Below are 13,988 nucleotides of genomic sequence, written 5' to 3' on the forward strand. Positions count from 1 at the left end.
CCGCTTGCGCGCCGGAGGCGACCGGAGCGGGCCGGGGTTCTCCGGAGCGCCCGGGCAGCGCGTCCCGGCCCGCCCTTCGCCTCCCGCGGGGCGTCGCCGACCCGAGCCGGAGGGCCGCGTGCGGTGGGACTCCGGCGTCACCGCGGACGACGCCGCCGTCTCCGGCCGAGGGTGTCACCGCGTGCGGCGGCGCACGCACCGACGCACCCCCTGTGGCCTCGGCGGGCGAACCTGCCCGGCGATCACGCCGACGGGGACGTGTCGTGCTTGACCGGATCCCCGGGGGGCCGCACGCTCCCGACGGGACCACGTGCAGCTCTTCACCGAAGACACCCTTCCGCAGCGGTACCGGGCACGTCGGCCCCGGCCCCGTCGAGCGGCACACCGTCCGCTGGGGGATCACGCCCCGGGGGAGTGAGGCGCCGGGCGCCCATCCGGTCCGGCCGGGCGCGCGGGCCGGCGTGGGCACCCGCTCGTCCCACCACCTCGCTTCGAAAGGCCGCTCGTGACGACGAATCAGGTGCTGACCGGCATGGGCCTGATCCTGGTCCTGGCCGTCGGATCGCAGCTTGTGGCCGCCCGGCTGCGCATTCCCGCGCTCATCGTCCTGCTGCCCGTCGGCTTCGCCGCCGGCGCGCTGATCGACGACGTCGCGCCCGCGCGGCTGCTCGGAGCGGCGTTCTCACCGCTGGTGTCGATGGCCGTCGCCGTGATCCTCTACGACGCCGGCCTCGGGCTGGACCTGTCCCGGCTGAAGGGCCACACCCGCCGGGTCGTCGTCCGGCTGATCTGCGTCGGCGTGCCCGTCACCGGTCTGCTCGGCGCGCTGCTCGCCGCGCCGCTGCTCGGGATGTCCGCACGGGCAGCCGTCATGATCGGCGCGATCCTCGTCGTCTCGGGCCCCACGGTCGTCGGGCCGCTGCTCGGCTTCGTACGGCCGAAGGACCGCCTCCAGCACATCCTGATCTGGGAGGGCTCCCTCATCGACCCGGTCGGGGGCGTGTTGGGAGCACTGGTCTTCCACGCGGTCCTGGCCGGCTCGCGCCGTCACCTCGGCAGCGGGATGGAGCACTTCCTCGCCAGCATGGGCATCGGTGTGGCAGGCGGGGCGGTCGGCGCGGCTCTGCTGTGGGTGCTGTTCCGGGTGCTGCGGCCGGGAGAGGTCCTCGGCACCACGGCGCAGCTCGCGGCGGTGATCGGGGTGTCCGCGTTCTGCGACGTCCTGCGCGACGACACGGGACTCATCGCCGCCGTGATGATGGGCCTGGCCGCCGCCAACCTGCGCGGCATGGACGTCCCCGCGCGCCGGCCCTTCTTCGAGACCCTGGTCAGCCTGATCCTCGGCCTGCTCTTCGTCTCGATCTCGGCCACCGTCACCCCGCAGTCGCTGCGCCATGTGTGGCTGCCCGCGCTCGGGCTCACCGCTTTTCTGGTGCTGGTCGTCAGGCCGCTGGTCGCGCTGGTGTCCACCCTCGGCACCGAACTGACCCGCGACGAACGCGGCTTCATCGGCTGGATGGCGCCGCGCGGCATCGTCGCGGCCGCCACCGCCTCGACGTTCTCGGCCGCTCTGGTGGCCGAGGGCATCGGCGGCGCGGCGAAGATCCTTCCTGCCACGTTCGTCGTCATCACGGCCACCGTGACGCTCTACGGGCTGACCGCCGCTCCCGTCGCCCGGCGTCTCGGCGTGGTGCGCCCGTCCCGCTCACGGCCCCTGCTGGTCGGCGGCGACCCCTGGGTGGTCGACCTGGGCGTGGCCCTGAAGGCCGCCGGGCTGGAGGTGCTGATGTGGGCGGGGGAAGAGGAACAGCGTGAACGCGTCCGGCGGGCCGGGATCGAGCTCGCGCCCGGTGAACTGCTGGGCGCCGCCACGGGCGGGGCCGCCGGGCTGGAGGGCATCACGGCCGTGTACCTCCTCACCGCCGAGGACGACTTCAACGCGTTGGCGGCGGTGCTGCTGCGCGGCAGCGTGGAGGGCACGGTCCACCGACTCGACGCACCGGCCGACAGCCAGGGCGTGGTGGCGCCGTTCATCGGCGGCGAGGTGCTGTTCGGCCCGGAGCTGACCTGGCCGGTGTTCGCCCGCAGATACCAGGAGGGGGCGGCCGTCCTGGGCCGCCCCGCCGACGACGCCCCGCGCCCCGGCAGCGAGCTGCTGTTCCTCGTGCGCCGGGACGGCCGCCTCGATCCGGTCACGGAAGGCGGCGCCCCGCAGCCCCGGCCCGGGGACACGGCGGTCCTGCTGGTGCCGGGCGTGCGAGACGCCGAAGGGCCGCCGTTGTAGACGGGTGCGGGGAACCACCCGCGCGACCCGGACGTACGCGACGCGGTACGCGTACGCGCCCCGGCCGCCCAGGGCGGGACACCCCACCGCCGCGGTGAAGTCGCCGTCCGAGACGCCGCCGTCCCCGACACACTCGTCCTGTGCCGCCTCACCTACCCGGAACTGCGGGATCCGCTGCGCGACGCCGAACGCTGGACAACGTCCGAGCAGCGCGGGCGGGGTGCCGTTCTGCGCCAGCCGCCAGCCGCCAGCCGTCAGCCGTCAGCCGTCAGCCGTCGGACTCCGGGGACGGGAGGTACGCGCCCGGTACGTCGTCCGGGGCGTAGATCTTGGTGTCGCCGGGGTACGGCTTGGTCCAGTTGTGGGTCTCGTACCAGGTGAGCCGGTTCATCTGGACCGGGTTGGCGTAGTCGGGCACGGCGTGGGGGCCGGTCAGCCGCTGGTGCGCCTCCCAGGTCTTCCACTGCGCCGCGACCTCCTGCTGCCGCGCCGGCGCCTTCCTGGTCATCGGCACGGGAGCCGCGGCCGGGTCCTGCGGCGCCGGGACGTCCGCGCCGCACGCGGGCTGGGTGCTCAGGCCGTCGGTCAGCGGGACCCGGTTCGCCACCGCCTTGAACGGCGTGTCGTCCGCCTTGCGGGTGAAGGCCCCCGACATCGGGGTGGCCGCGCTGTCCTTCTGGTTCATCGGGTGGATCCCGAGGATCTGCTCGACCGTGCGGATCATCGTGATCTGCGAGTAGTAGCGGGCGTCGACCTTGCCGCGCTGCGCCCAGGGGCTGATGATCTGCACCGGCGCACGGTGGCCGTCGACGTGGTCCAGACCGGCCTGGGAGTCGTCCTCGACGACGAAGATCGCCGAGTCCTTCCAGTACGCGCTGTGCGAGATCTCGTCGACCATCCTGCCGACGGCGAGGTCGTTGTCCGCGACCTCCGCGGCGGGGCTCGCCGGGCCCCCGGTGTGGTCGTTGGAGAACCAGAACATGTTCAGGTTCGCCGGACCGTTCTTCTCGAAGTCCTGCTTCCAGATCTGGTACTTGTACACGTCCGGGACGGCGAGGTCGAACAGCGGGAAGCCCTGCACCGACACCTTGTTCAGCGAGGGGATCGCCGAGCCCGTCCGGATGGGGTAGGCGGTGGGCTGCCCGGTCGCGGCCATGTTCCTGGCGTCGCAGTACAGGTTCTGCCAGGTCGCGCCGGACGGCTTGGTCTCGACCGACTGGAACTCGCCGAAGTCCTTGACGGACCTGCCGGCCGCCTGGGCGCCGGTCCACAGGAAACCCGACTTCTGGTGGCCGAGCACGTCGTCCTCGGTGTCGTAACTGCGCGCGTACTCACCGGCGGAGGACTCGGTGTACTCCGGGTTGTCCGACTGCATCAGCCAGTTGTGGCCCTCGGCCGAATTGGTGCCGATGTCGTAGAAGTTGTCGTAGAGCCCGAACTGGAGCGCCAGCGCGTGCTGGTTGGGCGTGACGTTCTCGCCGAACTGGGTGAGCGAGGCGTCGCCGTCGCCCTGCGGCAGGTCACCGAAGACCTGGTCGTAGGTCCGGTTCTCCTTCACCAGCAGGAAGACGTGTTTGATCGTCGAGGGGTCGCCGAGCCGCGCGGGGACCGGTACGGGCTTCGCGTGGCTCCTGCCCTCGGACGTCCTGACCGAGCCGGGGGTCCAGCCGTTCTGCCGGAAGACCTCCGCCGTCCGGGCCCTGATGACGCCGTCGCTCGGCAGCGTGAACTGCGTCAGGCTCGACGTGGTGTCGTGGGTGCCGTGGCTGCCGGTGGTGGAGGGCCGACGGGCGTCGATGCCACGGGTGTGGGAGACGACCACGTTCCTGCCCACGGTGGTGATCTCCGAAGGGAAGTAGTCCGTGGGCAGCAGGCCGATGTAACTGGCGGGCTCCTGCGGCGACTTGTAACGGTAGACGGCGACCGCGTTCGCACGGCCGAGCGTCACCAGCAGACGGCCGTCGTCGGTGAGGGTCACCGCGTCGGGCTCGTAGCCGACCTTCGCCTCCGGCCACGGCCGGGTGGCGATGGTCTGCACGACCTTGCCGCGGGCGGTGTCGATGACCGACACGCTGTTGTCGGCGGTGTTGGTGACGAACACCGCGCCCTTCTTGGCGTACACCGCGGTCGGGTGCAGACCGACGTCGATGCTGCCGACGGCGGCGGACGGGTGCGCCAGGTCGATGACGCTGACCGTGCCGGTGGTGGCGGCGCCGGTGTCCGGGTTCGCCACCACCTGGGTGCCGTAGGAGTTGATGGTCGTGTCGCCGGGCCTCGCCGGACGCCCGCCCTCGTTGCCGACGTACAACTTGCCCCCTGCCAGGGCGAGTCCACGGGGCGCGTTGCCCACGGCCCAGCTCCGCTCGACGGCGCCGGTGGCCGCGTCGATGGCGACCGCCCTGTTCTGGCCGTTGACCGCTGCGTACACGGTGGAGCCGTCGGCGGAGAAGACCGCGGCGCCCACCAGCGCGTGCTTGGCGCCGTCGGCCGCTATCGGGACGGCCGTCGGGTCGGCGAGGGTGCCGTCCGCGTTCACGGTGAACCTGGTGTAGCCGTCGGTCTGGCCCAGCCACAGCTGCTTGCCGTCGGGCGAGTAGGACGGGCCCTCCTGGCCGACGGACCCGCTCTTGATGCGCAGGCCGTCCGCCGCGTTGGTGCCGACCTTCTGCTTCACCTGCCCGGTCTTCAGGTCCACGATGACCAGCGACGCGTCGCCGTCGGTGATCGCGGCCGCGAGATGGCGGCCGTCCGGGCTGACGGAGGACGACATGATCTTGCCGTCGTCGATGACGGTGCGGTTGCCGTACGGCTTGATGTGCTGGTCGCTGGAGACGACCTGGCCGTCGGCGGTGTTCTGGCCGACCTGCTCGGTGCCGAACCGGTACGTCGAGGCGACCGCGGTGCCCGTGACGCCGAGCGCGACGGCGATGCCCGCCGTGACCAGCGTGGCCCGCCGGCCGACGCGTCTGCCGAAGAGGGCGATGGGCCGGTTGCCGTGGACCCGGCGCTGCCGTGTCACCTGCATGGAGTTCATCCCTTCGAGGTGGTGTCGAGCAGGTCGACCTGGCCGTCGAACTGCCAGAGGGGGTTCGGTGCGTCCCCGGTCGGTGTGCGCACCAGGAAATAGCCGTTGACTTCCTTCGGACCGTCGCCGTCGGCCACGAACCGCCCGTCCGAGCCGACGTCGAGCTGGTAGACGGCGGTCCCCGCGACCGGGACGCCGGGCAGACGCCACGTCACGACGCAACGCCAGTCGTTGCCGGGCCCCTCCTGGGCGCCGCGGCCGGCGCTCTTGGTGCACGCCGCCGTGGCCCGCAGCCGGGCCTCCGTGACGGTGGGGCGGTGGAGCTGCTCGGTCTGGAGGCGGTAGAGGTGGGCGAACGCGGTCGCGAGGGATCCCTGCACCTTGTCCTGCCGGAGCCCGGAACCCGCGGCCGGAGTCGCCACGGCGGCCAGCGCGGCCGTGAACGCGACCAGCGCGACCGGCGGCAGCAGCCCGAGGGCGATCGTGCGGCGGCCCGAGCCGTCGTAGGCCGTGTCGGTGAAGTCGCGCCGCACGAAGAGCAGATACGCCGGCACGGTCGCGCCCACGGCCCACACCAGGCTGACGGCGACGCCGATCAGCAGCGGGCCGGTCTGCGCCGGCGAGGTGAACAGGCCGTCCCAGGCGGTGAAGGCGTATCCCGGCAGGGCGAGGCGCACGGCGACGGGCAGCGGCAGCGCCTGGGCGACCTGCATTCCGAGCGCGGCCAGGCCCGGCAGCAGCAGCCCCGTCGGGGACCGTCCGAGCGCGACCGATCCGAGGATCCCGAGCGCGGCGAGGGCCAGGGTGGGAGCGAGTACGCAGACCCAGGCGAGGAGGACTTTCCCGCCGGCGTCGGCGGGCGTCAGCAGGCGGCCGTCGAGGCCGACCAGGGGCCGGTCGCCGACCGCCAGGAGCCCGCCGACCGTGCCGGAACAGGCCAGCCCCGTCACGAGCAGCAGGACGACGCTGAAGCCGGCCAGCGCCTTCGCGGCGAAGATCCGCCGCGGCGAGCGGACCGCGACGAGGAGATGACGCCAGGTGCCCAGCCGGTCCTCGGAGGCGAAGACGTCACCGGCGACCACGGGAGCCAGCAGCGGCAGCGCCCAGGCGCCCGCGAAACCGAGCGTCACCAGCGGTCCGGCCCATCCCGTGGTGTGCATCCAGCGGCCGAAGAGGGTGTCGGAGGGCAGCGTGCTCTGCTCGCTCACCGCGGCGACGAAGAGCGCCGGGGCGATCCAGCAGGCGAGCACGAGCAGCCGGACCCGCCACTGCGAGAACAGCTTGACCAGCTCGAAGCGGTAGCCGCGCACCACCGTGACCCGGCGGGCGGCGGCGCTGCGGTCGCCGGCGAGCGTGGCGGTCATCCGCCGTCCTCCTGTGGTGTGGTGAGGGCGAGGAACGCGGCCTCCAGCGGCGACACCACGGGGGTGAGCTCGCGCACCGCGACGCCCGCGCGGACGAGTCGCGCGACCAAGTCGTCGAGAGCGGGCGTCGCCGCGCGGACGACGGTCGCCTCGGCGGCGCCGGGCCGCGACCCGGCGTCGTCGACGAGGCGGACACCGGCCGTGTCGGCGGCCAGCAGGCGGGCGGCGGACGCGTCGGAGGTGCGCAACCGGTAGTCCAGCTCACGGTTTTCGCCCGCCAGCTTGTCCAACGGCCCGGAGAACACCACGCGTCCGGTCGCCAGGATCGTGACCTCGTCGCACAGGGCCTCCAGGTCGTCCATGCGATGGCTGGACAGGACGACGGTCGCGCCGTCGGCGGCGAGCCGGCCGAGGACACCGTGCACATGCCGCTTGCCCGCCGGATCGAGGCCGTTGGACGGCTCGTCGAGCACGAGCAGCCGGGGCTCGGCGAGCAGGGCGGCGGCGAGCCCGAGCCGCTGACGCATGCCCAGGGAGAAGCCGCGGGTCCGGTCGTCGGCGACGTCGGTCAGCCCGACCTCGTCGAGGACGTCGTCGACCCTGTTCGCCCGCACGTCGCCGCGCAGGGCGGCCAGGGCGGCGAGGTTCTGCCGGGCGGTGAGCGAGGGGTAGAGCCCGGGGCCGTCCACGAAGCCGGCGACCCCGCCGGGGGCGTCGAGTGTCCGTCCGACCGGCGTGCCCAGGATCTCCAGCGTGCCGCTGTCGGCGGCGGCCAGGCCCAGCAGCAGGCCGAGCAGCGTCGTCTTGCCGGCGCCGTTCGGTCCGACCAGGCCGTGGACACGGCCCGGCGCCACGTCCAGGTCGATACCGTCGAGGGCGACGACGTCCCCGAAGCATTTGCCGATCCCGCGGGCCCGGACCGAAAGGCGTGTGTTCATGGGTCCCTTCTTTCGAAGCCTCCAGGGACCTTAGGGACTGCATGAAGCGCCGGCGGGAACGGTGAATTGAACGTTGCGGGAACGGGAGAAGCCCCGGCGGCAGTTGAGCCGGTGACCTGCTGAAATACCCCGCACCCGGCCGTACTTCGCCAGCAGTCCGGTCGTTTCCCGGTAACGCGTCGGCAAAAGCGGGTGCAGGAAACACCCAGCGTCGGGCCGCCGTGTCGCAAAGCCCGCTCGAGCCCGCCTCGGACTCAGCTCGGCGGTGTCGGTTCCGTGCCGCTCCAGCGGAGGGTGACGTCGAGATGTGCGCTGGCGCTCGCGCTCGTCAGGATCGCGCCGAGCTTGGCGTCCAGGACGACGCCGAAGGTGACCTCGACCTCGTCGGGCCGTTGGGCGGCGCTGCGGAACTGACCGATCACCTCGGAGGCCGCGGCGGTGATCGGCCCCAGCGCCTCCCTGAGACCGGTCGCCGCGCTCTCCAGACGGCTGCCCAGGCCCACTGCCCCGGTGCCGGTGCGGGAGGGCGGGGCCACGAGGACGACGGTGCCGTCGTCGAGGGTGAACTGGACGGCGTCCGGCATGGCGGGCTCCTGGGGATGCGGAAGGGGCGGGAGGATTCAGGGGGCGGCGCACAGGGGCGGCGACTTGGAGCGTGCGAGGCCGAGCGCGGCCTGCACCTTGTCGAGCGCCTTCAGCAGCGGACCCTCCGGCGCGCCGTCCGCGTACTCCAGGACCGCCCGGTAGAAGGCCGCGGAGACGTCGGGATCCATCGCGTCGGCCGCGCTGAAGCAGAGGGTGTACGCGGAGGTGTGGAACATCCCTGCTATCCCGCCCTGGACGGGGTCGTCGTAGTCCGCCACCGCCACCTGCCGGTCGGCGGAGAGCGCGAAGCCGGGCCGGTTCACCCACATCCGCTGGGCCGGGGTGCTCGCCAGGTAGGCGATGAACTCGTCGGCGCTCTCGTTCCCGGTGAACTTCCCGACGAAGTCCGCCGAGACCTGCAGGGTTCTGCCGGGAGGCGACACGTACAGGTATCGGCGCTTCCTCACCTGCGCCGCGTCGAAGTCCATCGCGGACAGGGTGCCGTGGCCCAGGGAACACGTGGGCATCTGCCTGACGGCAGCCCTGAAGTCGGTCCTGGCCGCACCCTTGACGGCGTTGCCCACGAGGTCCCCCCACGCGATCCACGCGCCGTGGACGGGTCCCTTGTCCCACTGCGCGTCTCCCGACGCCCATGCCGTGTAGGCGTCGACGCCCTTCCCGGCGAGCAGGAGGTCCGCTATCCAGTCGGCGCCCGGCCAGCCCGAGGTCGGACCCGACTCCAGCCCGAGACACCAGGTGTAGTGGCGGGACCGGAGAGCGGCCCAGTCCGCGGGCGGCTTCGCAGTCGCGGTGGCGTCGTACCAGACGAGGCTTTTGACGTCGGCCTTGACGGGGACGGCGTACACGTCGCCCGTGCCCGTCGTGGCGCTCGTGCTGTGCATGCCGAGCCCGCGGAACGGCTGCACGTAGTCGCTCGTGTCGACGTCGAGTCTGCGCAGCGCGCCTTCCTGCTGGTACTTGGCGATCGCCCCCACGCTGGGGAGCACCGCCAGGTCGGGCTCGGCGTCCGCGGCGACCGCCGCGTCGAGCTGCTGGGTCAGGGCGCGGGTGACCTGAGGCTCGACGTCGATGCCGGGATGGCTGCGCTCGAACGCCTCGACGACCGCGTAGAAGGCCTCGAACTCCTTGCCGGACCAGGGCACCATGATCGTCACCTTGCTGTCCGCCGGTTCGCCGCAGGCGACCGGCGCCAGGAGCAGCCCGAGGACCAGGGCGCAGCGGACGAGGGGTGCCGTCAGTCTTCGCGTGCTTCTCATGAGCGGGGGAACCTGTACTCGGCGAGACGGGGACGGTAGGCCAGATAGGTCAGCGCGCCCGCGGCGGCGAGGACCGGCAGCGCGATCGCCACGTCGAGCGGGCGCAGCACGCACATCAGGACGTCCACCGAAGCGGTGGCCATCAGGGCGAGGATGAGCGCGGGGCTGGGATACCGCCGGAAGCGTCGGGCGAGGATGCGTACGGTCGCGCAGACCAGCAGCAGCATGACCGCCAGAGGCGCCGTGAACAGCGGCCACAGCAGACGGCGGTCGCGCCAGTCCGAGTCGAGCTGGACCTGCTTGGCGTCGCTCTCCACCTGCTGGAGATCGAGGAGCGACTGTTCGAGGCCGCCGGTGAACCGGACGGATTCCCTGCCCTGGTGTTCGCGCTCCGCGTGCAGCGACTCGCCGACCTTGCCGACGGCCGGGGCCCCCTCGAGGACCGCCGCGTTGGCCATCTGCACGCTCGTGGCCAACTGGCCCTGGACGAACTGGATATGGCTCAGTCCCCGCTTGCCGGCCCCGTTGCCCTCCGTCGCCGAGGTGAGATGGGAGCTGATGCGGGCGGCCGCGTTGGCGAAGTCGGCGCCGGCGCCGGTCAGGGAGATCGACACGGGGTCCTCGATCCGGGAGACGGCTTCGAGCGCGGCCCTCGCTCTGATGGCCTGCTCGTGCGCCTGCCGGATGTCTTCCACGGCCTCCTGTGTGCGTCGGGAGGCGTCGATCTGCTCCTCGGCCCGGTCGGCCGCCACCAGACACAGCAACGTGGTCACGGCCAGCACGGCCAGCACGCCCGCCCTGAGCCGGCGCAGCACCACGACCGGATGGGATGCGCGCAGCCGTCTCCCGGTCACAGCGCGTCCCTCGGCCCGTCGGCCGCGCCCGCGTCCCCGAGCCGGTGCCCGCACTCCTCGCAGAACCTGGCCCTCGGCGACGAGGACCTCGTACCGCACCGGGGGCACACATGGGAGGCCCCGGCGTCCTGGAGCGGCCGGTCGTCCTCGTGCGGGTCCACCGGTCGTCTCGCGGTCTTCGTCGAGTCGACGCCGATCCCCAGTATCCGGCCCCGGGCGACGTCCCGCCGCACCCGCGGCAGGCCGTCGGGGCCGTCCGCGGCGATCGCGCGCAGCGACCGCAGGCGCGCGGTGTCCCGGAGGGATTCCGCGAGGCCGATCGCGAGGCGCAGTTCACGGTCGGCGCGTTCGAGGTCCCCGCGCAGCTGGGCGTCCGCGCAGGCGCGCATGGCCATGCCGAGTTCGCGTTCGTTCTCGACGCGGGTCAGGTCGGGGGAGCGGGCGATGCCGAAGCCGGGCGTCGAGCGGCGGCGCACGACCATGGCGGCGCTCTCCGCGCAGGGCCGGCGGGTTCCGTCGGGGAACTCGGCGTGCAGGGTGATGCGGGCGGCACGCAGGGTCTCGTCCACGGTCAGGCTCCGGGGGTCGAAGCGCAGGGAGATCTGGTACTGACGGGTCTCCGGGGGCCAGGAGCCGAGAGGGACGTGCGTCTCCTCCCCCCGTTGCTGACGGGCCGTCAACTCGGCTTCCACGGGCCGGGTCTGGCGCACGAAGGCGAGCTGGAAACGGCTGTTGAGGCGCAGGCCCAGATACACCCGGGGCACGACGATCCGCTGCGCCTCGCGCATCAGGCGGGCGAAGTCCTCGGTGAGGTCGGAGATGGTGACGACGGCCTCGGCGGAACCGTGCAGAGCCTCGGTGACGCGCAGGAGTTCGGTGTAACGCCAGTCGTCGCCCAGGCCCCTGGCGTCGCAGACGAAGTGGTCGGTGCAGGACGCGAGGATCTCACCGAGCTGTTCGGGCGTCTCGTGCTCGTCCTTGCCGTCGGTGTACAGCACCGCATGGCGCACCGTGCCGGGGGACTCCACCGAGGCGAAGAGGCGGCGGGCGTGAGCCAGCCACTTCCCGATCGCCGTGCCGCCCTCGGCGAGCTGACCGGCCACCCGGAGCTTGGCGTCCTCCCGGGTGCGGGCGTCGACCCGGGCCAGGCCGCCCGTCGTCGGGAAGATCACGTCGGCCTCGTGGTTGCCCGCGACGACGGCCAGCAGGGTTCCGTCCCGCAAGGTGTCGATGGCCGCCCACATCGCACGTTTCGCCTCGTCCAGCTTGTGACCCGTCATCGACAGCGAGCGGTCCATGATGAGGATCTCGGCGTTCGGGGTCTGCGCGGACGGCCCCGCGACGGCGTCTGCCGTGACGGTGATCAGGGCGTCCGCGCGTCGCTCGTCGTAGGGCAGATCCGAGGGTGCGTCCACTTCCAGGGCGAAACCGAGCCCTAACGGCGACCTGTCCCCCACCGCCACCATCCGATCGTGTCGCTGTGCGTTTCCTTACGGAGCGTGCGGGCCTTCTCGACGGAACGTGCAAGGGAGCTTAACCTGCCGGGCGTTGCCCCGACACGGGAACGACCCGTTCTGCACGCTTTCCGCGACGTCCCCAAGTCAGCGCCGGACGCAGCCGGTTGGCCAGGTCCACCAGTGCGACGTACTCGCGCTCGGTCGGGGCGTGCCGGCCGAGCGCGCGGATCGCGTCGGACAGCTTCAGCCGGTCGCGGGTGCGCAGGAACTCCGCGTACTGGATCTCGGCCCGCAGGGCGGCGGCCGCCGCCTCGTCCACGTCGAGGCCGGGCAGGTCCGCCCGGGCCCGCGCCACGTCGTCCTCGGTCGGCGCCGGGTGGCCGCGTTCCGGGACGACCATGACCCGCAGGCGTACGGCCGCCACACGCGCCTCGCGCTCGTAGCGGAACTCCCCGGCCAGCTGTTCGGCGACGGCCACCGCCTTCGTCCGCTCGCCCGCCAGCAGCAGGACGCGGGCCAGACCGAAGCCGGCCGCACCGAGCGCGGGGGTGGTGTCGAAGACCATCCCGTAGTGCGACCGCGCCAGCGCGCGGTCCCCCCGCAGCTCGGCGCAGAGACCGAGGCCGAGGAGCGGGATCAGCTCGCCGGGAAGCGCCCTGCGCACCTGGCCGAGCACGACGCCCGCCCGCCGGGGAGAGCCGTCGGCCAGTGCGATCAGGCCGCAGTACCAGTCGGACAGCCAGTGCCAGTCGGGCAGGCCCGCCGCCCGCAGGTGCGCTGCCGCCGCCGTCGCGTCCTTTCCGCGCAGGGCGAGCCGGATCTCGGCCAGCGCGCCGCCGGCCGCAGCCGTGACCGTCGGGTGGTCGGGATCGGACAGCGGGGCCGGAAGGGCGGCCGCGATGGCGCCCGGATCCGGCGAGGAGAACGGCGCGGGCATCCTCAGCGACCCCCTCTCGTCCGGCTGCGCCTCGACCCAGTGGCCGAGGGGCCGGGCCGCGCCCAGCCCGCCGTGCAGCGAGCCGGCCATGGACCCGAACAGGGCCGACGGACGTGCCACCTGACGGCGCGTCGGCGGAGCCGCCACGACCTGCCGGATGACACCGCTGAGCTGCTCCGCGAACTGCCGGGCCGACACGAACCGCCACCACGGCCGCTCGGGGTCCGTGGCCCGCTCCAGCAGCAGGTGCAGCGAGTCGACGCCCGGCGCGGAGCGGTCCGTCCAGCGGGAGCGGCAGACCTCGCGCAGGGTCATGCCGAGTCCGAACAGGTCGAATCCGGGGGTGGGGCGCAGATGCTCCGGGTCGGTCTCCGGCGGCGCGTACGCCTCCGTGTACGCGACGACCTTCCCCGTGTCCTTCGTCCGGCTGCGCACCGCGCCGAAGTCGATGAGCCGCACCCGGTCGAGCGCGCCCGCCGGACCCTCCTCCCGGAAGCGGATGATGTTCAGCGGTTTGACGTCGCAGTGCAGCAGGCCCCGCGCGTGCAGGTAGTCGAGTGCCTGCAGGACGCGGACGCCGTGCGCGAGGAGGGTTTCCAGGCGGTCGCCGTCGCGGGCCGTGAGCGGCTCGCCCGGCACGTATTCGAGGACGAGGTGCGGCCCGTCGTGCTCGTAGCCCAGGATGCGGACGATGCTGTCGTGCCGGAGCCCGACCAGGACGTCCCGCTCGTGCCGGGCGGTCTTGGCCACCGACCTGTGCAGGGCCTTGAGGACGACCCGGGTCGCCAGATTGCGGTCATGGGCCAGATAGGCGGCGCCGTACGCTCCGGAGCCGAGGACGCGCTCGACCTCGTAACGGCCCGCGATGACCAGGCCGTTGGGCTGGGTGAAGTCGTAGGGATGGCCGCAGGCGGCGCAGAAACCCGCGATCCGGCCCGGCTCGTCGCCCTGACCGCGGCCGACCGGCAGCCCGCAGGGGGAAGAGGAGCAGAAGCGGTGCTCCTCGGCGACGGGGCCCGACGGGCTCGGCGGCACGTCCGGGGGCTGATCGGAGTCGACCAGGCCGAGGCCGTACCAGGGATCCGGCCGTACGTGCGCCACGCCGACGCCCGCGGTGACCCGCGCCGGCGGATCCGGCTCCCGCGTCTGCCGCGGCGGCGCGACGTCGTCCTGCGGCAGCGGCGGCCGGTCGCAGGCCGGGCAGAAGCCCTGGTCGTCGATCTGGCCGCGCCCGCAGTCGGGGCGGTTGCACATGGGAGGGCTCATC

At 73.0% G+C, this 13,988-nt stretch carries 9 protein-coding genes; 1 reads left to right on the forward strand and 8 read right to left on the reverse strand.

Going from position 1 to position 13,988, the window contains the following annotated elements; translation table 11 throughout:
- Positions 1-505: 505 nt before the first annotated feature.
- Positions 506-2,284 carry a sodium:proton antiporter gene (locus BG482_RS06070; RefSeq protein ID WP_069767806.1) on the forward strand — a complete coding sequence of 593 codons (1,779 nt, stop codon included), beginning with the start codon at positions 506-508 and terminating at the stop codon, positions 2,282-2,284.
- A gap of 268 nt (positions 2,285-2,552) precedes the next feature.
- On the opposite strand, the gene BG482_RS06075 is transcribed toward BG482_RS06070, so the two are convergent.
- The 8 genes from BG482_RS06075 to BG482_RS06110 all read right to left on the reverse strand — a co-directional run bounded on the left by BG482_RS06075 (position 2,553) and on the right by BG482_RS06110 (position 13,987).
- Positions 2,553-5,309, reverse strand: a complete 2,757-nt coding sequence (locus BG482_RS06075) for an alkaline phosphatase family protein (RefSeq protein ID WP_069767841.1) — start codon at positions 5,307-5,309, stop codon at positions 2,553-2,555.
- A gap of 5 nt (positions 5,310-5,314) precedes the next feature.
- The gene (locus tag BG482_RS06080; RefSeq protein ID WP_069767807.1) at positions 5,315-6,673 is read right to left on the reverse strand and encodes an ABC transporter permease; all 1,359 of its coding nucleotides are present in this window, start codon (positions 6,671-6,673) and stop codon (positions 5,315-5,317) included.
- Positions 6,670-7,611: an ABC transporter ATP-binding protein gene (locus tag BG482_RS06085; RefSeq protein ID WP_069767808.1), complete on the reverse strand. Its 942-nt coding sequence runs from the start codon at positions 7,609-7,611 to the stop codon at positions 6,670-6,672. The genes BG482_RS06080 and BG482_RS06085 overlap by 4 nt, the downstream gene beginning before the upstream one ends.
- 254 nt (positions 7,612-7,865) lie before the next feature.
- Positions 7,866-8,195 carry a CU044_2847 family protein gene (locus BG482_RS06090; RefSeq protein WP_069767809.1) on the reverse strand — a complete coding sequence of 110 codons (330 nt, stop codon included), beginning with the start codon at positions 8,193-8,195 and terminating at the stop codon, positions 7,866-7,868.
- Between the two features lie 36 nt (positions 8,196-8,231).
- Positions 8,232-9,473: an ABC transporter substrate-binding protein gene (locus BG482_RS43780; protein WP_069767810.1), complete on the reverse strand. Its 1,242-nt coding sequence runs from the start codon at positions 9,471-9,473 to the stop codon at positions 8,232-8,234.
- Complete coding sequence (locus BG482_RS43785) at positions 9,470-10,327, reverse strand: hypothetical protein (RefSeq protein WP_069767811.1); 858 nt, start codon at positions 10,325-10,327, stop codon at positions 9,470-9,472. Before BG482_RS43785 ends, BG482_RS43780 begins: the two co-directional genes overlap by 4 nt.
- The gene (locus BG482_RS06105; RefSeq protein ID WP_069767812.1) at positions 10,324-11,742 is read right to left on the reverse strand and encodes a VWA domain-containing protein; all 1,419 of its coding nucleotides are present in this window, start codon (positions 11,740-11,742) and stop codon (positions 10,324-10,326) included. The genes BG482_RS43785 and BG482_RS06105 overlap by 4 nt, the downstream gene beginning before the upstream one ends.
- A gap of 118 nt (positions 11,743-11,860) precedes the next feature.
- Positions 11,861-13,987, reverse strand: coding sequence for a tetratricopeptide repeat protein (locus BG482_RS06110; RefSeq protein WP_079141623.1), 2,127 nt, complete (start codon positions 13,985-13,987; stop codon positions 11,861-11,863).
- Position 13,988 lies beyond the last annotated feature (1 nt).

This window comes from Streptomyces sp. LUP30 (genome assembly GCF_001746365.1).
GTDB lineage: Bacteria > Actinomycetota > Actinomycetes > Streptomycetales > Streptomycetaceae > Streptomyces.

Coding starts and splice junctions, on each gene's coding strand:
- BG482_RS06090 (WP_069767809.1), bottom strand. CDS start 8,195: ATGCCGGACGCCGTCCAGTTCACCCTCGACGACGGCACCGTCGTCCTC.
- BG482_RS06085 (WP_069767808.1), bottom strand. CDS start 7,611: ATGAACACACGCCTTTCGGTCCGGGCCCGCGGGATCGGCAAATGCTTC.
- BG482_RS06110 (WP_079141623.1), bottom strand. CDS start 13,987: ATGAGCCCTCCCATGTGCAACCGCCCCGACTGCGGGCGCGGCCAGATC.
- BG482_RS43780 (WP_069767810.1), bottom strand. CDS start 9,473: ATGAGAAGCACGCGAAGACTGACGGCACCCCTCGTCCGCTGCGCCCTG.
- BG482_RS06075 (WP_069767841.1), bottom strand. CDS start 5,309: ATGCAGGTGACACGGCAGCGCCGGGTCCACGGCAACCGGCCCATCGCC.
- BG482_RS06080 (WP_069767807.1), bottom strand. CDS start 6,673: ATGACCGCCACGCTCGCCGGCGACCGCAGCGCCGCCGCCCGCCGGGTC.